Annotated in this window: 24 protein-coding genes; 18 read left to right on the top strand and 6 right to left on the bottom strand. The window is 33.4% G+C overall.

The features are described from left to right. Positions 1 to 14 precede the first annotated feature (14 nt). The 3 genes from QM843_RS01510 (at position 15) to QM843_RS01500 (ending at position 6,890) form a co-directional block, all read left to right on the top strand. Positions 15 to 6,227 (top strand): DEAD/DEAH box helicase family protein, encoded by a 6,213-nt coding sequence (locus QM843_RS01510; RefSeq protein ID WP_414304699.1) that lies wholly within the window; start codon positions 15 to 17, stop codon positions 6,225 to 6,227. A gap of 74 nt (positions 6,228 to 6,301) precedes the next feature. Further along, on the top strand, positions 6,302 to 6,586 hold the full coding sequence (locus QM843_RS01505) for a DUF5962 family protein (protein ID WP_414304700.1): 285 nt from the start codon (positions 6,302 to 6,304) through the stop codon (positions 6,584 to 6,586). 13 nt (positions 6,587 to 6,599) lie between these two features. After that, entirely contained in the window at positions 6,600 to 6,890 is a 291-nt protein-coding gene (locus tag QM843_RS01500; protein ID WP_000998897.1) for a DUF5966 family protein, read from the top strand. An 82-nt stretch (positions 6,891 to 6,972) separates the two neighbouring features. Here the strand turns inward: QM843_RS01500 and QM843_RS01495 are convergent, their stop codons facing one another. Next, positions 6,973 to 7,833 carry a helix-turn-helix domain-containing protein gene (locus tag QM843_RS01495; protein WP_414304701.1) on the bottom strand — a complete coding sequence of 287 codons (861 nt, stop codon included), beginning with the start codon at positions 7,831 to 7,833 and terminating at the stop codon, positions 6,973 to 6,975. Positions 7,834 to 8,156: 323 nt separating this feature from the next. Here QM843_RS01495 and QM843_RS01490 point away from each other — a divergent pair, with 323 nt between their 5' ends. From QM843_RS01490 to QM843_RS01475, 4 genes are read left to right on the top strand one after another with little or no spacing between them, the layout of a single operon-like run. After that, positions 8,157 to 9,092: an ABC transporter ATP-binding protein gene (locus QM843_RS01490; protein WP_414304702.1), complete on the top strand. Its 936-nt coding sequence runs from the start codon at positions 8,157 to 8,159 to the stop codon at positions 9,090 to 9,092. Then, positions 9,076 to 9,825: an ABC transporter permease gene (locus QM843_RS01485; RefSeq protein ID WP_414304703.1), complete on the top strand. Its 750-nt coding sequence runs from the start codon at positions 9,076 to 9,078 to the stop codon at positions 9,823 to 9,825. The genes QM843_RS01490 and QM843_RS01485 overlap by 17 nt, the downstream gene beginning before the upstream one ends. After that, positions 9,826 to 10,554: an ABC transporter permease gene (locus QM843_RS01480; RefSeq protein WP_414328294.1), complete on the top strand. Its 729-nt coding sequence runs from the start codon at positions 9,826 to 9,828 to the stop codon at positions 10,552 to 10,554. Further along, positions 10,551 to 10,844 carry a DUF5966 family protein gene (locus QM843_RS01475; protein ID WP_414304704.1) on the top strand — a complete coding sequence of 98 codons (294 nt, stop codon included), beginning with the start codon at positions 10,551 to 10,553 and terminating at the stop codon, positions 10,842 to 10,844. The genes QM843_RS01480 and QM843_RS01475 overlap by 4 nt, the downstream gene beginning before the upstream one ends. A 13-nt stretch (positions 10,845 to 10,857) precedes the next feature. Here the strand turns inward: QM843_RS01475 and QM843_RS01470 are convergent, their stop codons facing one another. Next, a complete protein-coding gene (locus QM843_RS01470; RefSeq protein WP_044727586.1) occupies positions 10,858 to 11,055 on the bottom strand; it encodes a hypothetical protein in 198 nt (65 codons plus the stop codon). Between the two features lie 159 nt (positions 11,056 to 11,214). Between QM843_RS01470 and QM843_RS01465 the strand changes: the two genes are divergently transcribed. From QM843_RS01465 to pezT, 10 genes are all read left to right on the top strand, one after another. Next, a complete protein-coding gene (locus QM843_RS01465) occupies positions 11,215 to 11,856 on the top strand; it encodes a peptidylprolyl isomerase (RefSeq protein WP_414304705.1) in 642 nt (213 codons plus the stop codon). A 9-nt stretch (positions 11,857 to 11,865) separates the two neighbouring features. Next, positions 11,866 to 12,951, top strand: a complete 1,086-nt coding sequence (locus tag QM843_RS01460) for a toprim domain-containing protein (protein WP_033685084.1) — start codon at positions 11,866 to 11,868, stop codon at positions 12,949 to 12,951. Between the two features lie 50 nt (positions 12,952 to 13,001). Next, positions 13,002 to 13,235, top strand: coding sequence for a DUF5965 family protein (locus QM843_RS01455; RefSeq protein ID WP_033685083.1), 234 nt, complete (start codon positions 13,002 to 13,004; stop codon positions 13,233 to 13,235). Next, positions 13,232 to 13,615, top strand: coding sequence for a DUF5945 family protein (locus QM843_RS01450; protein ID WP_033685082.1), 384 nt, complete (start codon positions 13,232 to 13,234; stop codon positions 13,613 to 13,615). The genes QM843_RS01455 and QM843_RS01450 overlap by 4 nt, the downstream gene beginning before the upstream one ends. 37 nt (positions 13,616 to 13,652) lie before the next feature. Then, the gene (locus QM843_RS01445) at positions 13,653 to 13,928 is read left to right on the top strand and encodes a hypothetical protein (protein WP_033685081.1); all 276 of its coding nucleotides are present in this window, start codon (positions 13,653 to 13,655) and stop codon (positions 13,926 to 13,928) included. Positions 13,929 to 14,009: 81 nt separating this feature from the next. Further along, positions 14,010 to 14,642 carry a DUF3990 domain-containing protein gene (locus QM843_RS01440; RefSeq protein WP_033685080.1) on the top strand — a complete coding sequence of 211 codons (633 nt, stop codon included), beginning with the start codon at positions 14,010 to 14,012 and terminating at the stop codon, positions 14,640 to 14,642. After that, on the top strand, positions 14,633 to 14,860 hold the full coding sequence (locus QM843_RS01435) for a hypothetical protein (protein ID WP_033685079.1): 228 nt from the start codon (positions 14,633 to 14,635) through the stop codon (positions 14,858 to 14,860). The genes QM843_RS01440 and QM843_RS01435 overlap by 10 nt, the downstream gene beginning before the upstream one ends. Positions 14,861 to 15,234: 374 nt before the next feature. After that, a complete protein-coding gene (locus tag QM843_RS01430; protein WP_033685078.1) occupies positions 15,235 to 17,625 on the top strand; it encodes an AAA family ATPase in 2,391 nt (796 codons plus the stop codon). Positions 17,626 to 17,804: 179 nt separating this feature from the next. Beyond that, the gene (pezA, locus tag QM843_RS01425) at positions 17,805 to 18,281 is read left to right on the top strand and encodes a type II toxin-antitoxin system antitoxin PezA (RefSeq protein ID WP_033685077.1); all 477 of its coding nucleotides are present in this window, start codon (positions 17,805 to 17,807) and stop codon (positions 18,279 to 18,281) included. Then, positions 18,281 to 19,051, top strand: a complete 771-nt coding sequence (pezT, locus tag QM843_RS01420; protein WP_033685075.1) for a type II toxin-antitoxin system toxin PezT — start codon at positions 18,281 to 18,283, stop codon at positions 19,049 to 19,051. The genes pezA and pezT overlap by 1 nt, the downstream gene beginning before the upstream one ends. A gap of 345 nt (positions 19,052 to 19,396) precedes the next feature. Here the strand turns inward: pezT and QM843_RS01415 are convergent, their stop codons facing one another. Continuing rightward, positions 19,397 to 20,293 (bottom strand): tyrosine-type recombinase/integrase, encoded by an 897-nt coding sequence (locus QM843_RS01415; protein ID WP_033685074.1) that lies wholly within the window; start codon positions 20,291 to 20,293, stop codon positions 19,397 to 19,399. A 92-nt stretch (positions 20,294 to 20,385) separates the two neighbouring features. Here QM843_RS01415 and QM843_RS01410 point away from each other — a divergent pair, with 92 nt between their 5' ends. After that, entirely contained in the window at positions 20,386 to 21,627 is a 1,242-nt protein-coding gene (locus QM843_RS01410; RefSeq protein ID WP_024056665.1) for a hypothetical protein, read from the top strand. Between the two features lie 22 nt (positions 21,628 to 21,649). Here the strand turns inward: QM843_RS01410 and QM843_RS01405 are convergent, their stop codons facing one another. From QM843_RS01405 to QM843_RS01395, 3 genes are read right to left on the bottom strand one after another with little or no spacing between them, the layout of a single operon-like run. Beyond that, positions 21,650 to 22,627, bottom strand: coding sequence for a caspase family protein (locus QM843_RS01405; RefSeq protein WP_024056664.1), 978 nt, complete (start codon positions 22,625 to 22,627; stop codon positions 21,650 to 21,652). 10 nt (positions 22,628 to 22,637) lie between these two features. Then, a complete protein-coding gene (locus QM843_RS01400; RefSeq protein WP_024056663.1) occupies positions 22,638 to 23,015 on the bottom strand; it encodes a hypothetical protein in 378 nt (125 codons plus the stop codon). Positions 23,016 to 23,072: 57 nt separating this feature from the next. Beyond that, the gene (locus tag QM843_RS01395) at positions 23,073 to 23,636 is read right to left on the bottom strand and encodes a hypothetical protein (protein ID WP_061864608.1); all 564 of its coding nucleotides are present in this window, start codon (positions 23,634 to 23,636) and stop codon (positions 23,073 to 23,075) included. Positions 23,637 to 23,848 lie beyond the last annotated feature (212 nt).

Below are 23,848 nucleotides of genomic sequence, written 5' to 3'. Positions count from 1 at the left end.
TGAAAGGAGCGAGTATGGAAGTAATACAATTATTGGCTATGTTTCGTGGAACAATTCCAAAAGATAGGGAGAAAATGGACCTATTTCTTCGCTATCAGGCGCAACATTTTGATGAGAAATGGCAGGATTTGGTAGAGAGATTTTTGGCTGAAGAGGGCAAGATAGAAGAGATACCTCACGTATATTCTTTTGATCAAGATATTGTTTCTTTCCTAGAGGCTAGTTCTGAAAATAATGAACAAGATTTAGAAAGTTACACAAGAAATTTTGGACAAGCAGGTCTAAGTAAATTATCTCAATTAAGTAATTTTGAGAAAAACTTGGTGCTAGAAGTCGCATCCTATAATCTTTCCACTCGATTTTACATCCAATCTGAAAAAGAAAAACTAGAACAACTAAGTGAGCTTGTATTTCATCAAAATCAGGATGTCAATTTAGTCAATGTCTATCGGGTTGCGAATAATCTATCTGACCGCATTAGTAGAGATATAGAGGAGTTTCTTCTAATGGTTGATTCCAAAGAACTAAAAAAAGAGGTTCTTGAGATTCATTTTGAAGAAAAAGAAGGAGATGTTCTAGCCTATTTGGGTTCAGAATTGATGGCTACTTTAGATACTGTTACAGATCTTGTCCATCATGAAGAAAACTACCAACAACTTCCACTGACACAAAAGCTGAAGATTATTACTCATTTTGATGAAGTAAAGGCTATAAGAGAAAAGTCTAAGCAAGTAGCGGAATCCTTATCTCCTTCAAGTGATATTGAACAGGAAACGGAAGAAACGAACTCCTTTTCTAATGTCGATAAAATTGTAGAAGAAGCTTTGAGGGAATATCCAATCGGTTCACAAGTTAGTTATAAAGGACAAGTATTTCAATTGGTTTCGATTGAAAATGCCCAGTTAAATGACTTAGTTCGCCTAGAGCTATTCAATGATTCCAACCAGTTATTTGAAGAGAATCCTATCTTATACTTGAACAGTTTGGAAGAGATTGAACAAGTATTGTCTCTCGTAGAACTTGAAAAAGAAGATTCAGAGATTGAGATTGGTTCATCAAGTGAAAGTCAGGAAATAGATTTGTTTTCCTATCTGGAAGAAGAAAATGAAAAGGATAAGGAAACAGAAACGCTTATTGTAGGCATAGAAGAGACGGATGTCCCTGTTCAAGATTTTGTTTTTCCAGATGATTTAGAGGACTTTTATCCTAAGACAAATCGAGAAAAGATTGAAACGAATATCGCCTCTATTGAACTTGTTAAAAGATTAGAAAAAGAGAGACGACAAGCGAATCCAGAAGAACAAGAGCTACTCGCCAAGTATGTCGGCTGGGGTGGTCTTGCCAATGAATTTTTCGATGAACTCAATCCAAAGTATGAAACAGAACGTTTAACTCTTAAGAGTTTAGTAAGTAAATCAGAGTACTCCACTATGAAACAAAGTTCTCTCACAGCCTATTATACAGACCCAATGATTATTCGCCAGATTTGGCAAAAATTACTGGATGATGGTTTTGAGGGAGGAAGGATATTAGATCCTTCTATGGGGACTGGGAACTTCTTTGCGGCGATGCCTAGAAGTATACGAGATAAATCAGAACTCTATGGGGTTGAATTAGACAGTGTGACAGGCGCAATCGCAAAACAACTCCACCCCAATACCCATATTGAAGTGCGAGGATTTGAAGAAGTTCCCTATCAAAATAATAGTTTTGATTTAGTCTTAACGAATGTTCCATTTGGGAATTTTCGGATTGCCGATAAAAACTATGATAAACCTTATATGATTCACGACTACTTTGTCAAACACTCACTTGATTTAGTAAGAGATGGAGGACAAGTTTCGATTATCTCATCTATTGGCACAATGGATAAGCGGACAGATAATGTTTTACAAGAGATTAAATCCAACACTCATTTTTTAGGGGGAGTTCGTTTGCCGGATACGGCTTTTAAAAAGATTGCAGGTACCCGAGTGACTACAGATCTCCTCTTCTTTCAAAAGGACCAAGCAAAGAATCTTAATGAAGAGGAGCTTGTCTTTAGTGGCTCTATTCCCTTTGAGGAGGATAAGCGTGTCTGGATCAATCCTTATTTTGATGGGAAATACAATACACAAGTTTTGGGTGAATATGAGGTACGTAATTTTAATGGAGGAACCCTCAATGTAAAGGGGGTATCAGAAACATTAGCTACTGCCATTATGGAAGCGTTAGAAAATGTGGAAGCACCTAAACCAATTGACAATTCTTTGAAAGCACCTGTTTTTATCCAAGAAGAAGTGGATAATTCGATCCCAAGTCTTATACGTGAGGACTTAGCGCTCTATTCTTTTGGATATGAGGGAAATCAAATTTATTACCGAGATACGCATGGCATTCGGAAAAGTTCAAAAGTAGACGAAATTAGTTATTATGTAGACGAGAAGGGAGAGTTTAAAGCTTGGGACAGTTCTTTGTCTGAACATAAAATAGACCGATTTGTGAAACTTCATTTGACAGATGAGGAAGCACTAGATGTTTACAAGTCAGAAGAAGCGAGTAAAAGAGGGAAATATAAGGGACTGTTCAAAAAAACTGTCTTTTATGAAAGTCCCTTATCGGATAAGGATATTAGTCGCATTAAGGGCATGGTTGATTTGAGAGAGACCTATCAATCCTTAATTGAAATTCAACGTCATCCAGATTATAGTCGGACAGATTTTCAGGTATTACTTAGTAAACTCAATCGTGATTATGACCGCTTTGTAAGTCAATTTGGATACTTGAATGCCTCAGTCAATCGGAACTTATTTGATAGTGACGATAAGTATTCCTTACTAGCTAGTTTAGAAGATGAATACATTGATTCTAAAAGTCAGAAAGTAAAATATAAAAAATCTTTAGCCTTTGAGAAAGCATTGGTTAGGCCAGAGAGAGTGATTGCAAGAGTTTCAACGGCTTTAGATGCCTTAAACTCCAGTTTATCGGATGGTAGAGGGGTTGATTTAGACTATATGGTATCAATTTATCCCGAACATAGCCAAGCTGCTATTTTAGATGAGTTAGGAGACCAGGTTTTAATGGATCCAGAAAGCTATTTAAGAGGAGAAAGAAAATATCTTTCCAAGAACCAGTTTTTATCAGGAGATATTCTCAACAAGATAGAAGTAGTTCAACTATTAGTAGAGGAAAACAACCAAGAATATGATTGGAACCATGCGTTAGATTTGTTAGAATCTGTTCGCCCTCCAAGGATTCATCTGGCAGATATTGAGTTTAAAATAGGGTCACGTTGGATTCCTCAATCCGTTTATGGTAAATTTGCTTTTGAATGTTTTACCAATCGTGAATTTGAATTGTCTTCGCCTGATGTTGAACAAGTCATTGAAGTGAATCCTGTCGATGGCCAGGTTCATTTAAGGACATCATTTGCTTATCGCTATCCAAGTGCCAAAGATAGTAGTCTTGGAGTCAGTGGCTCACGTTATGATACAGGAAGAAAGATTTTTGAGAATTTACTAAATTCAAACCAACCGACGATTACTATGACTGTTACGGAAGGAGAAAAGAAAAAGACCATCACAGATTTGGAAAAAACCTCTGTTCTAAGAGCAAAAGAGCAGCATTTACAAGAACTCTTTCAAGACTTTGTATCACGGTATCCAGAAGTCCAACAAGTCATTGAAGAAAGCTATAATCGTCTTTATAATCGAACGGTTAGTCGAGAGTATGACGGTAGCCATCTAGTCATTGATGGCTTGGCACAAAACATCAGTCTTCGTCCTCACCAAGAGAATGCCATTCAAAGAATCGTAGAAGAAAAAAGAGCCTTATTAGCTCATGAGGTAGGTTCAGGAAAGACCTTGACCATGCTTGGTGCTGGCTTTAAATTAAAGGAGTTGGGGATGGTTCATAAGCCCTTGTACGTGGTGCCTTCTAGTTTATCTGCTCAATTTGGCCAAGAAATCATGAAATTTTTCCCTACTAAAAAGGTCTTTGTGACCACTAAGAAAGATTTTGTGAAGGCGAGAAGAAAACAATTTGTATCACGTATCATTACAGGAGATTACGATGCTATTGTCATTGGGGATTCTCAATTTGAAAAAATCCCTGTCAGTAAGGAAAGACAGATGAATTATATCGAGGATAAACTCAATGAACTACGAGAGATTAAAACATATTCTGAAAATAAGTATACCGTTAAAGAAGCAGAACAATCAATAAGTGGTTTAGAGAGACAATTGGAAGAACTCCAACGCTTTAATCGTGATAGCTTTATTGATTTTGAAAACCTAGGAATTGATTTTCTCTTTGTGGATGAAGCACATCACTTTAAAAACATTCGTCCAATTACTGGACTTAGAAATGTAGCAGGGATTACCAATACAACTTCTAAGAAGAATGTGGATATGGAAATGAAGGTGCGACAGATTCAGGAAGAACATGATTTTAAAAATATTGTCTTTGCGACAGGAACTCCTGTTTCCAATTCTATTAGTGAGTTATATACTATGATGAACTATATTCAACCAGATATATTAAAACGCTATCAAGTTGATTATTTTGACTCTTGGGTAGGTGCTTTTGGAGAAATTCAAAACTCTATGGAATTAGCTCCTACAGGGGATAAGTACCAACCTAAGAAACGATTTAAAAAGTTTGTCAATCTACCTGAGTTGATGAAAATCTATAAAGAAACAGCCGACATTCAAACACAAGATATGTTGGATTTACCTGTTCCAGAAGCTCATATTATCCCTATTGAGAGTGAGTTAACTGAAAACCAGAAACTCTATTTAGAAGAATTAGTTATGAGGTCAGATATGGTCAAATGTGGAACAGTTGATCCGAGTCAGGATAACATGTTAAAGATAACAGGTGAGGCACGGAAACTAGCTATTGATATGCGTTTATTGGACTCTAGTTATAGTCTAGCAGACAATCATAAGCTGCTTCAGGTAGTGGATAATGTTGAGAGAATTTATCGTGAGGGAATGGAAAATAAGGCTACTCAGATGATTTTTTCAGATATTGGCACACCTAAGAAAAAGGACAATGGCTTTGATGTCTATTCTGAAATAAAGGCTTTATTAGTTGATAGAGGAATCCCTAGTAAGGAAATTGCCTTTGTACATGATGCCAATAGTGATGAAAAGAAGAATAGTTTGTCTCGGAAGGTCAATGCAGGAGAGGTGCGGATTATTCTTGCCTCAACTGAAAAAGGAGGAACGGGTTTAAATGTTCAGAGCAAGATGAAAGCAGTTCATCACCTGGATGTACCGTGGAGACCAAGTGACATTCAGCAACGCAATGGACGGATTATCCGACAGGGAAATGAAAACAAGGAAGTGGATATTTACCACTATATTACCAAAGGTTCGTTTGATAATTATCTATGGGCAACTCAGGAGAACAAACTCCGTTATATTAAGCAGATTATGACTTCTAAGGAGCCGATTCGTGCTGCAGAAGACATTGATGAGCAGACCATGACCGCTTCTGATTTTAAGGCGCTAGCAACAGGTAATCCTTATCTCAAATATAAGATGGAACTAGAGAATGATCTAACTCTATTAGAAAATCAAAGACGCGCCTTTCAACGCAGCAAGGATCACTATCGTCATACAATCTCTTACTGTGAAGAAAATATGCCCATTCTTGAGAAACGATTAAGCAAGTATGAAGGCGACATTCAACAGTCTGAAATGTCGAAAGACCAGGCATTTTCTATGACGGTAGGTAAGCAAGCTTTTGATCAACGAGCTGAAGCAGGGGAATCCCTACACCGTCTTATCCGTCATAATCAAGCCGACAGCAAAGAATTTCGTACCCTAGCCAGTTATCGAGGATTTGACATTAAAATGCTTAGTCTTCCAATAAATCAACCTCTTCCTGAAACCTTCTCTGTTAAGATTGTAGGAGAAAATCAGTATTCTGTCAGTTTAGATTTGTATTCTCCTTTGGGGACAATTCAAAGGCTTCAGCATACGATTGATCACATCAAGGAGGACCAAGTGAAAATTCAGAACTTATTGGATGAATTAAAGGATAAATGGACTACTGCTAAAGTTGAAATTGAGAAAAATTTTCCAAAGGAAGAGGATTATCAAACTAAAAAGGCCGAATATGATGTACTCGCGCCATTGATTGAAACAGAAACGGATTTAGATATTATTGATCAGGCCTTAAGACAATTCCATGAAAAAGGAAACGAAAAGCAGGAACAACTTTCTTTTGAATTGGATTAAAAAATAGATACAAATAGCGGACAAGAAAAGAAAAGCGCGGTAAAATAAAGATAGAAAGAAACGAGGTAACGATTATGATGGAAGATACCTATTATCAATTAGAAGAGGCTTTGGTACAGGGATTTCAAACACCTGAAGAATACCAAGCCTACAAGGAGCTAAAGGAACATTATGAGGAAGCGACAGGCGATTACAGCTTTTCTATACGAGAACTCACTAGTCAATTGGAAATCGCTCTTCAGAATCATCGAGGTGTGGACTTTGAAGAACATGAAAAAGAGGAGTATTTGGACTTAGTTCAAAAATTAGAAGAGTTTGATTCCTCTCTTGCCACTCATTATCGTCAATTGATTGACTAGAAAGGAGAAAGTCATGAATGATTTACTCCTTATCCCAGTAATTTTTTTAGCAGTAGGAGGAATTCTCATTCTTTTATGGAGACTCTTTCTTATTGCCAGTGGACTTTTCCTGATTGGTTTTGTCAGTTTCCTTATTTTCGTGGAGGTCTATGGAATTTATCTTCTCTTTACAGAAACTGAACTTTACACGGCAGATTTAGCTCAAAATGGATTATTTGGTTTTACGACTTTCTTTATCATCTTTAATTTAGTTTTACTTGCTTTAGCATGCTGGGCAGGATACAAGTGGAAGAGGGGATATTAACAAAAGTGGAGAAAACGACATTAGTTTCTCTCCACTTTTATGTTTCTAATTAATTGGTAATTATAACTTATTACGATTGAAGTCACCTATCCTTATCTTTCAAAAAATGGTCAATTTTAGCCATCAAGAGCTTGTGCTCGTATATTTTACAAATATCACGAGCCTGTAAATAATAGGCAAGAATTTCATCGTGCTTTAAAAAACCTTTTCCGGCATTTGCAACGATAGTTAAAAGAGGTGCTAGCTGATAGCTGGTCTCTTTTTGTTTACAAAAATCAATGGTTTCTAAGGCTTCTTGGACAGCTTCTAACTCCTTACCTTTAGAGTGTAAATAATAGGCAAAATTATGTTTAACTCGAATATAACCAAATAAATACTCTTGGTGATTTAAATCTTTTTCCTGATACAAACTGATAAGAAGTGAGTTATTTTCTTCATATTCTGCATCACGTCCTACAGAAAAATAAAAATTAGATAAAGTATTGAGAAGTTTAAGATACACAGATGAGCTGACCGAAAGCTTTGGCAAAGCGTTTTCTAGATTGGCGATAGCTTCATCTTTGGAACTATGTAAGTAGAAAAGGATAATCGCTTGAATCCATAGAAGATAAAATTCATCCTCAGTAGATAGATACTGAGACTTTTCTTTTTCTAAGTTTAAGAGGTATTCTAAAGCCTCGTAATTACGATCTTCAAGTAATTTTTCTGCTAATTTCTTAAACGGTGCTATATTGGAAGTCATTTCAATCTGTTCATCGAAAAAATAATCTAAGGGAACTTGAAGCCGATTTGCAAGTTTATAGAGTAAATCAGCAGCAGGCATATAGTTACCACGTTCTATTTTGCTGATTTGGCTTTGCTCACAAATTCCTTCGGAAAGTGTTTTTTGTGAGAATCCTTTTTCTTTTCTCTTGGCTTTTAGTTTATCAGATAATATGCTCATCTTTAAACCTTCTTTAAATAAATTTACGATTAATTATATACTTTTAATCTCTATTTTTCAACTTTCTAAAACAAAAATAGTCATAAAGAAATAAAATAAAAAAAAGATGAAAAAAAGAATAATTTTTGTTGACAAAGAATATTTAAAGTAGTACACTTACAAGTGTAAAGATAAGAAAAAGGTGGTTAATATGAGTATTTTAGTAAAGCTTCGTAAAATCATTTTGATATGTCCTTTTTAGGATTATTTGAAAGCGGTTTCTTTTTTCAGGGAACCTGTAAATCAATCACAATATATCTGGGACTCGAAAGAGGAGAATTAAAATGAGAAATCCAGTAATACAGACATTTAATTTATCAAAATCCTATGATGGGAAAATTGTCTTAGATAGGATAGATTTTACATTAAGACAGGGAGAAATTTATGGCTTACTAGGAAGAAATGGTGCTGGAAAGACAACATTTATCAAGGCTATTTTAGGTTTGACAGCGATGGATAGTGGTGAAGTGGAGATTCTATCTGAAAAACTGTCGGGGGAATTTTCTAAGAACTTGCTATCTCAAATCGGTGTGGTATTGGACAGTGCTTCTTTTTATCCTAATTTAACGGGACCTGAAAATCTCTCTATTTTTGCAAGATTGAGAGGAATCTCGCTAAAACAAGTAGAACAAGCGTTACAAGTAGTAGGATTAGATGGGGAAAATAAAAAACTATTCAAGCAGTATTCTCTGGGAATGAAGCAACGGTTGGCAATTGCTAATGCTATCATGCACCAGCCGAAAATTCTGATATTAGATGAACCAACAAATGGTTTGGATCCTATTGGTATCCTTGAAATGCGCCGTTATCTAAAGAAACTCAGTACCAATCATGGCATTTCGATTTTAATATCCAGTCACATTATTTCAGAACTTGAAAAGCTTGTAGATAGAGTTGGGATACTGCATGATACCCACCTTATGGCTGAAAAGACTATGCAGGAATTAATAGATGGTGCAGAGAAAAGGAAAATCCACCTAATTGTTTCGGATGCTTCTCAAGCTAAGGAAGTGCTTTGCAGGATAAATCTGCAAGAACAGATTAGTATTCTTTCGGATATAGAACTTGAACTTCAGGGAGAATCACCTACTTTTGACATTGCGGTCGTATCTAACTCCTTAAAAGACAACGGAATAGTTCTAAAAGAATATTCTTATAAAAACAATGAAAGTTTAGAGGATTACTTTAAGCGGATAACAGGAGGTGAGGGAATTGCTTGATTTAGTGAAGATTGAATTTCTCAAACAAAGGCATCAAAAACTGAATTTTGTCGTATATGGTGTTGTTTCCCTCTACCTAGCTCTCATCTTTTATTATGTAAATGATGCGAGAGGCTTGTTTGACTCCTTTCCCTTTGTCTATAAATTTTCTTTGTCTTATTTAAACTTTTTGATTCTCCCTTTGTATTGTGTTTCCTATACAATACAGGTATTTGGTGTAGAATATCGCTATCGCATCATGAACAACTTGAAACTCGCTTCAGCAAATCTAATGAAGACATTCTGGGCTAAGATTTTGTATATAGAAATCAACGCTCTGTGTATCATGTTATTCACCTATATTTCGGTTTCCTTATTCGCAATACTATCACGCTTTTCTTCGACAGTCAGTTTGTCTTTATTATTAAGATTCTTCTATCTTTGTATGAGTAGTGGTATCTTAATTCCCATGGGAGTATTTCCTTTAGTTGCTTTGGTCATGATAAAAGTCAGAGGCAAGGAGATAGTTGGGAATTTGGTCGGTGTCATGTTTGTTTTAGTGTCATTTTTTTTAGCAAGGACGAGTCCAAATATCAGTCCAGTAACAAGTGCTAACAGTTTAATCTGGGAAGGAAACAGAGAAGGAGTGGTGCTTCAACAGCCAGCTATCTTATCGATTGTTGTACTAGGTTTATCTTTACTTGTTTTGTCTTTCTTGTCCATTAAATCTTGGTTAAGAAAGGTGGATGAATAAATGTTGATGCTAGAATTGACTAAACTAAGAAGGCGAAAGATACTGTATATGATTCCCTTTGTAGCCATCTTGCTCTTTTTGTTAGAGTTTATGATTGGTCATCAGATTTATCAAGGGCATTCGTACGGTAGTGTGAATGGCTGGTATGTAGAAAATGGTTTCTTCTTTTTGAATTACTATTTTCTCCTCCCTTTTGCGAGCCTGATTTTAGTGGATTTGATAAGAATAGAACAAGTGTCTAAAACGATTTCAAATCTCAGACTGATTCCTGTCAATTTGAAACAATTACTCCAAGCGAAGTTTATACTTGCTTTGTTGATTAATCTACTAGTTAGTGAATTCACTTTTTTGGCTATGCTGGTCCTAGAGTTAATGGATGGTGATTTTGCTTTCTCTAGTCTTGCAATGTTATCTTGGGGACTTGTTTATGGAGCAATTGCTTTTGCTTATACACTGTCTGCTGGTATTATTGTCCTCTTCTTAGGAAAATATCGGAAGGAACTTATCCTTGCCCTACCACTTGCCTTTTTATTGTCATTTGCAGGTTTGTTTGCTTTAACAACGGTTGTTGGGCGGTATTATCTGGCAAATTTACTACTAATCATCCTGGAGGAATTCACTGTTTTAACAGTTTCTGTATATGCCATATGGCTGGTTACCTTGCTGGCATGTCTCCTTTATTTGTTGGCAGATAAACGCATGATGAACATTATTTTTGCTTATAAATGACTGAATTTCATATAACATTTGGAGTTATGAATACAGAGGCTTTAATCATTCTTTTATGGAGACTCTTTCTTATTGCCAGTGGACTTTTCCTGATTGGTTTTATCAGTTTTCTTATTTTTGTAGAGGTCTATGGAATTTATTTGTTCTTTACTGAACCTAGTTTATATTTTGATGATATCAGACAACATGGTTTAACTAGTTTTACGGCTGTGTACCTTTTCATCAATCTGATGTTGGTTCTAGGATTCAGTTGGCGTTTCATTAACTCCATGAATAAGGAAAAAATGTGAACTTTTTAGGTAGTTAAAAGACTTTATCTGAATCTAAATTCGGATAAGGTTTTTTATTAGCCTTGATTCTTTCATATACTTCATAGCTAAATTGGAGTAATAATTTATGAAAATCATTATCATCACTATTATTACTTGTATTTATGGCTTGTTTATGTCGTTCAATATGAGAAAGAGCTCTTCTCAAATTTTCTTCTTTTAATTTGTTCATATTTGTATTATAAACTGAAGACAGCTGGTTTTGATATTTTTCTCTGAACTGTACGATTTTGCGCCTGAAATGTAGGAATCACCTTTCGTTGTGGTGTGATAAAACTTACAAGTTCTTTTTGTTATTCTTGACCTAGTTTTTATAGAAAGAAGGTCTAAGATGTTAAATAAAGTCAAAACTAAAGCCTTAATTAGTGTTGGAGCAGTAGCTGCAACTAGCTTTATTCTCATGATGGGATATACTGCTGGTCAACATTCTACTGCTAAACAAAGTCGCAAAGAAATCGAATTGGCTGCAGCTAAACTTGTAGAGGACAAACAAGCAGAAGATAAAGCCAGCATTTTGTCATCAGATACTGTAAAAGAATTTTTGACTCAGTACTATACGAAAGAAAAGCTCGGAGAAAATAATACACGTATTCAACCTTATATGACTGAATCGGCTTATTCTCAAGAATTGTCAAGTCAAAAGGATGCTATGAACCAAGTGTATAAGGACTATATTTTGGATTATCATTTTGAAAAAGCAGATATCTTTGTCAATCAGACTACGAATCAAGCTATTGCCATGGTGTCTTATAATGTAACCTATGTATCCGATTTAAAGAATGCCAACCAATCAAAGACCAATCAGACAGAAACCAGAACGGTTAAGTTGTCTTATTCGAAACTACCAGGTAAGTTATTGGTCAATCAAGTGCAGGTTTGGAAATCTGGGTTAGATGATTTGGATAAGGCCACTCCCAAAACTTTGGAAGAATCCTCATCTGTTCCATCACTGCCAAATACTACAACAAAATGATGATATTGCATGGAAATAGAAGAATGTAAGCAAATTTCAATTCTTGATGTAGCCAATCGTTTAGGTATCTCCTTTAAACAAGTTTCGAGCAGTGTCTATGAACATCCTGAACACGATTCATTTCGGATTTTTTCAACTACCAATACTTTTAAATGGTTTTCAAGAGATATTCAAGGTGATGTCATTGATTTTGTTCGACTTGTTCAGGGAATTTCCTTTAAAGAAGCTCTAGCCTTTCTTTCTAAAGAACCTTTTCAAAAAGAAGCTGTTCAAGAAAATAGAGAGAGACCATTTTATTATCCTTTAAAGAGAATAGAAGATTCTAACTGCAGTCTGGCCAGACATTACTTAACAGAATGTAGAGGAATTTCAGAAGAAATCGTACAAAAGATGATTCAACAAGGTTTGATAGCACAAGCCAGTTGGAAAACAAATGAAACAGTTGAACCTGTTATCGTTTTTAAAAGCTTTGATCATCGTCACAAGCTGCAGGCAGCAAGTCTCCAAGGGATATATAAGAATCACTCTCTTCCTAGAGAGAGGTTAAAAACGATTCTAAAAGGAAGCCATGGACATGTTGGAATATCCTTTGACATTGGTAAACCAAATAGACTGGTCTTTTGTGAATCGTTTATCGACTTGATGAGCTATTACGAACTGCATCAACAAAGTCTATCTGATGTTCGTTTGGTATCTATGGAGGGATTAAAAAGGTCCGTTGTTGCTTATCAAACTTTACGACTGATAGCTGAAGAAAATCAGAAGTTGGAATTTTTAGATACAGTAATACCTTCAAAATTATTGCCTTTGATCAATACAATTCGTGATACCACCAGCTATTTTAATAATCATCCTGATTTATTGACCCTGGCAGTAGATTGTGATGATGCAGGTAAAGATTTTTCTGATAAGTTATCTAGATCAGGATTTCCTGTTTTACTGGATTTACCTGATAATGAATCTGGGAAAGAAAAAAGAGACTGGAACGATATTCTTCGAGAAAAGAAATCAGATTTTCAATTTAAGCTTGAGACTGTAAAAGAGACATTTGGAAATCCACCAGTAAGACAAACCTCTCAATGTTTAGAATTGTGATAACAAAATCAAGATGTTTTAGCTAATATTAGAATGAAGGAGGATAGTATATGACCATTATTGAACGCTTAGAAGAAAAGGTCACTAGGCAAGAAAACAAGGTAGCAAGAGAGACAGAAAAACTAGCTGCTTACCAAGAGCAACTGGAGACAGCTATGTTTGCGACGTTCAAAAGGCGTCAAAGCATTAGTCAGATGAGTTTTGAAGAAGCTCTTGACCATGCCTTTGGTAAAGAAAGACAATTCGATGATTCTGAATTTAGAAAGGATGAAATGAGTGAATGACAAAAGATTGGAATTTTAATCAACCATTAGAAAGTAAATCAGAAAATCAAGAAGATCCAGATAAAATTGCGGCCTTATTTGGAAATCATCAAGGAGGTAATGATGTAAATTATGAAGCAGCTTTTCAAAAGCGAAAACAAACACCTGTGACAGAATCAAATCCTAGTTCTAAACCCAAAGTTACAGAGGTTAGAACAGGAAAAGAGACAGATATCACTACAAGTTATCAGCAACATCTTAAAAGACTGATTGCAGATAACAATAGCGATATTCAAAGCAGCCAAAAGAAAATTGAAGAGCTACATACGCTGATTGACACAAAGAATAAAGACAATAAGAAATTGCAGTCCATTTATGATGCGATTTCGGAATTACACTAAGCAGTCCTAATAGGCTGCTTTTTTTGAGAGGTTATAGATGTTTACAAAACTTTTTAAGAAAAACCAAGACAATAGTGATGTATTTAAGAAGCTAATTCATAGACTATCTGATATGTCTGTCCAAGATCTTGAAAAAATAGACCGACTGCTAGATATCATTTTCACTCCAGATCAAGGATCAGAACAACTAAAAACAGAATCAACTTACAGAGAAGAAACTTTGGACGACACATTAAAGGAAGCTAAGAATCAACTTCATAAGGAACAATTGGAGAAGAATTTAGAGAGATTTAGGAAAGATGGAAGGAAGTGAATCGTTTTATAAAATTTTCTTTTACTTGAATAAAGTCTTGTGTTATACTTTTAGTATAGACTAGAGAAGGAAGTAAATATTTTGGAGTTGAGTACCAAGCAGGAAAAGCAACTAGGTCAGACGCAGTGGTTTCATGCGACATTGTTACGACATTTAGAATCCTTAAAAAAAGGAATCGATGTTCAATTTAATTTAGGGAGTGAGCTAGATTTTGGACCTGGTTTCTATATTACGCCTGACTTTGAACAAGCTAGAAAATTTATTAACAAGCAAGTTGAAGTTTTAAATCGAAGCACCTCTAATAATAATATTTTTGACTCAGAAGAAGAAGTAGGAATTATAGTAGAATTTCGTATTTCAAATTTTGTAGAAATTTTTAAGAACCCGGACTATCATTGTCACTATTTTGCAAAACATAAAAAGTCAGAGTCAGATTTAGATTTTGCGGAATTTGTCGTTCAAAATCGGGAAAATCCAGATAAATTACAACACCATTTTGATTTTATCTATGGTGTTCAGACTGATGACAATCCAACCCAAGCTTTAGCTCGTTTTCGTCAGAATGAAATTACAAAAGAAGAAATGCTTGCTGAATTTAGAAAACCCTATTCTTTTAAACAATTATCCATTCACAACCAATCTTTTTGTGATATAATGAAAATAGAGAAGGTTTATCAATCAAAAACAGGAGAGGAGTTACAAAAATGGCAGTAGTATCATTGGAAAATAATATTAAACTATATAGTTCAGAATTATTTCAAGCACTATTAAAAGCCTCTAATTATAAATTGGATGAGCGTATTGCTCAGACTGTTGCAGAAGGCTATGCTCGTAATCTAGATTATTCTGATCCTGAACTGATGCATGTTGGTGTAACTTCGGTTGCTAACAATCTGCTTACAAAAATTAAACAAGAGTATTTTAATGTATAGTATTTTGAAACAAGCGACCTCAAAAGAAAGAAATTACTCTTAGCCAAGTTGATAGCTAGCAGTTCAGTTATCAGTTCAGTTATCAGTTCAGTTATCAGGGTTAATAGTAGCGAGTCAGTCCGCCTGACTCGCTTTTTCGTTATTTAGTTTTCCGATCGGAATAAGTTAGACTGACAAATTAAGACTAAGTTTTGGAGTATTTCATGTGATAGATTAGGCTTAAAAATCTTATTTTACGGAGTTGAAAGAAGTTGCTTCATCAACACAATTCAAAGATCGATTGGAATGATTCTCATTTATAAAGTAATTTGAGTACGCATCCCATCCTGTTTTATGCTATGTCTATATGATATAATGAAAAAGAGGTATAAACTATGTCAGATTTAGAGATTAAAAAAATTGATATCAAAGATTTTGGTTGCTATAAAAACTACAAACAGCATAGTCAATCAGGTATCGGTAATGATTTTAATGATAGAAGAATTAATATTTTTTACGGTAGAAACTATTCCGGAAAAAGTACTTATTCGAAAATTTTTCAAAGTATTGAACTTAAGCAACTTCCAGAAAAGTATGAAAAGATAGATTTTGAAGTCAAACTAGCTAATCATAGGATTATTAAGTCAAACGAAATAGGTAGCGAGTTACCAATAGATTGCAAAGTTTTTAATCAGCGATTTATTGACGATAATATTTATCTTCACAACGACAATAAATTAAATAGTTTCCAAATTTCAATAGGTAGTGATACTAATGAAACCTTGAAAAAAATCGAAGATATACGATTGAACAAACTAAAACCTAGAAATGAAAAATTATCACAGATTAAATCGGATATAACTAAAAAACAACAAAAGACTAAAATCAGTAAAGATAGTTTAGATTCAAAACTGAGAACAACTGCTTCAAAAATCAAGAATTTAAAGAATCCCTCGGTCGTAGTTGGTAATAAATATGATATACGAGATATAAAGGAGGAGTTTGAAAAACATTCAGCTCATTTTCCTATTTTACCATCACAAGATGATGAGAAGGCTGTAGCTGAGTTAGAAAAGAATGTTGAACAAGCCAAAATACGAGTTCTCGAAAAAAACATAAATAAACCACAAAAAATTGATTTAGTTAGTTTTGATAAAAATTTTAATTTCACATTATTTTTAGAAAATACGAAGAAACTTTTATCTAAAGTTGTCTCAGTAAGTAATATTTTAGATGAATATAAAGATAGTCCAGATAAAATAAATTGGATTAAGCATGGTGTTGATATCCATGGAGATAATCCAGAAAAATGTGTATTTTGTGGTAATAGCATTGATAGTGACCTCATTAAAAATCTAAAGTTGGCTTTTTCTGATGAGTTAAGATCTCTGGAAAACCAATTAGTGCTGCAAAATAATAGGATAAAATCAGAAATCCAAAAATTAGATGCTATTCCAAATATTAATAAGGAAGATTATTTTAAAGATTCTGTATCTGACATTCAAAATATAAACAAAGAGATTGAAAATAATACTGATAATAGAAAAAGAGTTCTAGAAATACTAGAATCAAAAATTTCAGAAAAACAAAGAGACATTTTTTCTAAAATTGAAATTAATGATTTAAATTGGATTGATTTTTCCGAAATTCAAGTTGAGATTAACTCACTATATGATGACACTATTAAACAGATAGAACAATTTGAGGATAGGAAAACTAAAAGTTTAGATTTTCTTCGAAGATATTATATTGTAAAAGAGTTCCCTGTACCTGAGTTCACTAAACTATCTCAAGAAGTTGACCAACTCCAAGAGGATATGGAAAAAATAAATTTGGAGCAGAAAATATTAAACGAAGAAAAAGAAAAATTTGAGAAAGATATTAGTGAACTTGAAGGTAGTTTAAAGTCAGAATCTGAAGCAGTAAAACGTATAAATATGATACTTCAAAATTCTTTAGCACATTCAGAGATGTCCCTAAAATCAGTCGATGATGAGGAAGGTATATATTTCGAAGTTTCTCGAAATGAAGAAAGAGCATATAATCTAAGTGAAGGAGAAAAATCATTAATAGCCTTTGCTTATTATATTACAAGATTAGAAAGTTTGTCGACAGAAGAAAAGTCAAAAACAATCTTATTTATTGATGACCCTGTCTCTAGTCTCGATGAAAATAACATTTTTTATATTTACAACCTAATTTTTTGTCTTCTAGAAAAGAAAGAATTTTTACAATACTTCTTGTCCACTCATAATCTAGATTTCTTGAAATATACAAATAGATTTTCTAATAAAAAAGATTATTACTTAATAGAAAAGATAAAAGAAGCTGAAAATATCCCGTCAAAAAGTTATATAAAAAATTTGCCTAATTATTTGTCAAATAAAGTCACAGAATTTGTATTCCTGTTTGAACAAATATACAGGGTGGCGACGGAAGATGAAGACGAAAATAATTTTTCTGTTTTTTATAATTTTCCAAATAACGGCAGAAAGTTTATTGAAACTCTTTTGTACTTTAAATATCCTGACTATAAAACAAACAATGACAATAAAATTATTAATTATTTCGGAGGTGAGAATGCTCCGTTTATACAACGTATAAATAATGAGTACTCTCATGGAGAAGATAGGTTTGATAGAACTCGCAATCCCATTAATACATGCGAGTTTAAGCATGATGCTAGAATAATATTAGGCGTCTTACATCGAAATGATCCAGAACAATTTAAATCATTTCTCAATAATAGTAATTTAACTCACCCAGATTTTCTGGAAGATAGATAAAAATAACGACATTTCATTAAAGAGATGTACTTATTTCTATACTGCTAAGTGTTGTGCTCCCTTTTAGGTGGCTTTTATAGAAGTAAAGTTTAGATAGCACAAAAAAGAATAACGCACCAATTTTGGTGCGTTATTCTTTTTTGTGCTATAATGGAATTATAAAAATAAAGGAGTTTGCCATGATTGGAAAGAATATAAAATCCTTACGTAAAACACATGACTTAACACAACCCGAATTTGCACGGATTGTAGGTATTTCACGAAATAGTCTGAGTCGTTATGAAAATGGAACGAGTTCAGTCTCTACCGAATTAATAGACATCATTTGTCAGAAGTTTAATGTATCTTATGTCGATATTGTAGGAGAAGATAAAATGCTGAATCCTGTTGAAGATTATGAATTGACTTTAAAAATTGAAATTGTGAAAGAAAGAGGCGCTAATCTACTATCTCGACTCTATCGTTATCAAGATAGTCAGGGAATTTGCATTGATGATGAATCTAACCCTTGGATTTTAATGAGTGATGATCTATCTGACTTGATTCATACGAATATCTATTTAGTAGGAACTTTTGATGAAATAGAGAGATATAGCGGTTATTTGGATGGAATTGAACGTATGTTAGAGATATCTGAAAAACGGATGGTAGCCTAATGGAAATCCAAGATTATACTGATAGTGAATTCAAACATGCTCTAGCACGGAATCTTCGTTCACTGACAAGAGGAAAAAAGTCCAGTAAGCAACCTATAGCGATTTTGCTTGGAGGGCAAAGTGGTGCTGGTAAGACTACAATTCATCGTATTAAACAGAAAGAATTTCAAGGAAATATTATTATCATTGATGGCGATAGTTTTCGTTCTCAGCATCCACACTATATAAAACTGCAGCAAGAATATGGCAAAGATAGTGTAGAATACACCAAAGATTTTGCAGGCAAAATGGTAGAGTCTTTAGTAACAGAATTGAGTCATTTGGGATACAATCTTTTGATAGAGGGAACTTTACGAACGATTGACGTTCCAAAGGAAACAGCACAACTCTTGAAAAGTAAGGGATATGAAGTACAATTAGCCTTGATTGCGACAAAGCCTAAGCTGTCCTATCTGAGCACTCTTATCCGATACGAGGAACTGTACGCTATCAATCCAAATCAAGCACGCGCAACTCCAAAAGAACATCATGATTTCATTGTAAATCATCTAGTTGATAATACACGGCAATTGGAAAAACTAGCTATTTTTGAAAGAATTCAAATTTATCAACGAGATAGAAGTTGTGTATATGATTCAGAACAAGATAAGACTTCAGCAGCAGATATTCTTCAAGACTTACTGTTTGGAGAGTGGAGTCAAATAGAGAAGGAGATGCTTAAATCTGGAGAAGAAAGATTGAAAGATTTAACTAATCGAAATGGTGGTTAGATCACGAATTTTAAAATATAGTCTATTTAGGATAAAAAAGTCTTTAAAATCAGAAAAACGCATAGTATTAGGTGTTGAAACTTGATACTATGCGTTTTCTTGTAGGAAGATTTACTCCATTTTCTTCTGAGATTGAGTTTTTCCTCATCTATATTTAAGGATATTTGAAAGTTATATTTTAGAAAAACAGTTATGGAGTTCTTAATACGGAATCTAGTATAAATACTGATTCAAAGTGGAGTTTTGTATGTTTTTTGCTTTTGTTGAGCATAAAATCTATTAACTAAAGTCGAACTACAAAAATTAATTTTAGATGAACTAAACTGTAGGCTTTGGAAAGTTCTCTTACTCGATTTCAGAATGAATTACTGATACGGGATTAAAAGAACTAAGTATTTCTTTTTGCTTTGAATGAGATACGTGAGTATAGATTTGTGTGATCGATATAGAACTATGTCCAAGAATTTGTTGAATATATCGAATATCTACATCATTATCCAGAAGCATTGTTGCAAAGCTATGTCTAAACATATGTGGTGTAATATTTCTAGATAAGTTATTTTGTTCAACGATTCTCTTTAAAATTAAACGTACACTTTGCTCTGACAATGGTTTTGGCGAATGTTTCCCTGGAAATAGAAAACCATTGGATTCCTTCCCTATTTTATTTATATATATTTCTAATAAATTAAAGGTTGTTTGATCTCCTAAAAATATGATACGTTCTTTCTTCCCCTTTCCTATAATATGGAGCGTCTTATTGGAAAGATTAATATCTTTGAGATGAATGTGACAAAGTTCAGAAATTCTGATACCCGTCGAAAGTAAAAGAGAAATGATTAGTAGATTTCTTTCTGCTTTTTGTTTTTGAAAGTCAGTTTTAGAAATAACTACTCTCTGCTCTAAATATAAAAAAATATTTTTCAAAATATTATACGGAATCGTTTTAGGCAATATTTTTTCAGTTCTAAATTGAAAACGCAATTGATTGAAGGGATTCTCTTCAATTATGTTCTGGTACTTTAGATAGTTATAAAACACCTTCATACAAGCAATTTTTCTTCTTAATGTATTCGTTTTTATGTTAGATCGTGTCAACTGTTCTATATAGGATTCGACATTATCATAGTTTGAGTTATAAAATTGCATAAGATCATTTTTATAAGCTCGAATCGTATGTGAACTCAAACGTTTATGAGTCTTGCAATAATCTAAGTAAGTAGAAATAAGTTTATAATCCATAAAAATCTCCTTTATCAATAATCATGCTATTATAAACTTATTTGGGTGCTTTGTATAGTGATAATAAATAGTTATCGGTAGGAGAATGATTGATGAGTAATAAAACATGCTTTGTAGTCATGGGATATGGGGTTAAAAAAATTCCTGGAACTTTAGTAAAACTGAATTTAGACGATGTTTATTTTAAGTTTATAAAACCTGTATTATCTCGAAATCATTTAAAATCAGTCTACTCCACACAAGCATATCGAGGAGATGAAGTTCCAACTTCATTAGCTATTAATAAAAACTTCATAACATCTATTTTTTTAGCTGATATTGTGATTGCTGATATAAGCACTTTAAATCAAAATGCAATTTATGAGTTGGGACTTCGGCATGCAATGAGGCCAAAATCTACAATTATACTTTGTGAAGAACTAACTATTAGCAAATACCCATTTTTTGATATTTCAATGAATCCTCAATTAAGATATCATAGAAAGAAAATAGTATCGGATGAAAACTATAGAAAATCTCTGCAAGATAAATTAGAAGATATATTAATTTCTTGCCTAGAATCCAATACCGATTATATTGATAGTCCTGTATTTGATTTTAATTTGTATAAGATTAAACCATTAGTTCAATTAGATAAAAATGTACATGTAGCAGGAGCATCTATAAGGACAATGATTGAAAAAGCTGAAAATTTGAAGGAAAATATGCTGTTTAAAGAAGCCGAAAATCAGTATCTTCAAGTTTTAAACTTATCCTTTGATGAAGATATACTTTCTCAATATCTATTATGTCGCTATAAAAAAGAATTGTCCCTAGAAAATTTGCTTTTAACCTTATCATACGTTAATGAGAACATAGATTTAGCTACATCGACAAACGAAAACTTACTGGGGATTGTTGCAGCGATAAATAAACAAATGTTTGGCCTAACTAAAGAATGCAAATTTTTAGAACAAGCTAGAAGATATTACAAAAATGGCTCAAACTTTGAAAGTGGGAATCTTTATTGTGCTAGAAACTACTGTGCACTTTTGTTAAAACAATATTGTATATCAAAAGATATTGAATCAATAAAAGAGTATTACTACTCTGCTGTTCATTTTGCTAAAACTTGCTTAACAGAATCACAATTTCTCAAACGAGAAGAAACTGATCTTGACAATACTTGGTATAATGAAAACATTAAAGATTTGACCCTAATTGCATTTGGTACTGATGAATCAATTATTGAATTTAAGCCTGTTACAAAAAGGCAAGAAGAGACGGTAAGCTCAGGTCGTAAAGAGCTAAAGCATGATTATCATGAAACTCTAAAAATAATTAAAGGGAAATGAGCAATTTTGCTCACTTCCCTTTTTAAAATCTTTTATCTCTTGATAATTTCCAATAATGTAAACCTAGTGGTGTCAAACGGCAAGACTTACTATTCATAGCAGCAAAGTACATATGCTCCTCTCCAACAGGTTCGATCAAACCTACGCTTTCATAAAGCTGTAACTCTTTAAATTTATCAACATTTTCTTCTTTTGCGAAAGGTTCTTTATATTCATGAGTTGCTTCAGGAGTATTAGTAAATTCAAATGATGGATCTAATTGAAATTCTGAAGTAGCTTCTGTAAAATATTGATGAAGTTTCCGTAGTACTTTTTTTGATACTTTAGCTTCAACAGTTCTGATAGGTAAAAAACCTGTAATATTTGTTTTAAATAGAGGTCTTTGTTCCCACGCTCCTAATGATTGATCTACAAAAGAATACAAACTAGCAGGAGTGATATTTCCACCAACATCTGCTGCTCCACCTTTTAGCCCCTGAATTAGTAATTCAGTAAACACACCATGACCAGTTTCTCGATCTTCAATAGCAGCCTCATCACGATTGCTTGCTGTTAGAATAGTAACACCTTTCCCAATATTGGCATTAGGTGAGTTATCACTAAAATCTCCTAACTTCCCAGAAAAACAACAATCTAAGATGATAATTTTATTTCGACTTTTTGAAGCGTTTGCTAGTTGAAGTATATCATCCATAGAAATTCCCATATTACACTCATTAAAATCTGGTGTTACGATTTGACCACCCTTCTTATCTGTCCCATGTCCTGAGAAATAAAAAAGTGCAATGTCAGATTCTCCTTCTTTAAATAAAGAATTAAGATCATCCAATAACTCTGCTTTTGTTTGTATATTACATTTTAGTTTAATATTGAAATTAGGGGAACCATCCTCGTTTTCCTCCAATAATTTCGCTATCTCCTCTGCATCATTTACACACCCCCCTAACGGAGCCTGAGAATATGCATCGATACCAACGATTAATGCCTTGTTGTTTAACATAAATTATACCTCACAATTGTTTTATCCAAGCGCTAATCTTTTCCCAATTCCAATCTACTACAGGAAGATGGCCACATTCATTTGGAATCGTCGCACCAATATGATCTTTGTTCCCATAAATTGCAAGTAATGGTATCCCCTCATCTGTAGCACAGTTCATTTCCCAAATTTGCCCATCGGCTTTCTTGGTATTCCTAGTAATGATAGAAATCATACCGTCACACCCTCTAATTCTTGTTCTACATTTAGTTTTCCATTGAGAATCCCAAGGTTGTTTAACAGACATATCCACAAATTCAAATGGAGAGTTTGTATTTCTTGATTGGCCCCTTAGAAAATCTCGTAAATTTTCATTCTCAATGGCAAAACTTATAAAGATTCTTTTCATCTAAATACCTCCCTTGAAAAGTATTGTTGTTTGTATTATATCACATTAGAAAGTGTTCTATACGATATTTCCCTCAATTGTATTAAATATTTCTTCCAATGATTTTTTCCAACAATATATTTCTTTCTCTAAAATTTGTTCGAAGAAAGAGTCAATTTGTGTCTTATTCTCCAATGAAAAATCTGATACAGATACAATTTTTTTATCATCTTTTAGAATGCCATCAATTCGCAAATTTTTTTGCTTAATGATTAGAATAGGAATATTATTTGAGATCGCCATAGCACCTTCAATTTGGCAAAACGAACTAGTAATCCATTTCCCATCTAACGGCTGTTCGTCAGATTCAAAAAACTTTTTATCTTGAATTGCTCCCTTTTTTAAAACTCCAGATTTAATATACGTATGCCCGAAAGCTAAGATAACCATACCATAGCATCTTTTTATCATTTCATTTAAAGCAGATAATGATTCATAGGGAGAATAATCCTTTGCTTGTAGAGTTATGCTTTCTATATTATAGTTCTCTAGAGTACTCTTTAGTTTATCTATAAAGTATTGTTGCTCATTCGTAAATGGATTAGGTCTGCTTAAAAATACTCTTATTTTTTTATTTGTCATATTCATCATTCTCCTACCGATAACTATTTATTATCACTAGTATATCATAAATTCATCTTTAGTAGATTGATTTGTATAATGATTTTTTAGTTAAAATTAAATGATATTGGCCAACTATAAATTAAAACACTGTTTTGAAATTATATCGAATACTTTTGAGTTAATTACAAACTTACAACAACTATAGAGTTGTGTAGTTTGAAGGAAATAAG

The organism is Streptococcus mitis (assembly GCF_047463435.1).
GTDB lineage: Bacteria > Bacillota > Bacilli > Lactobacillales > Streptococcaceae > Streptococcus > Streptococcus mitis_DS.
This window is presented reverse-complemented; position numbering and strand designations above follow the sequence as displayed.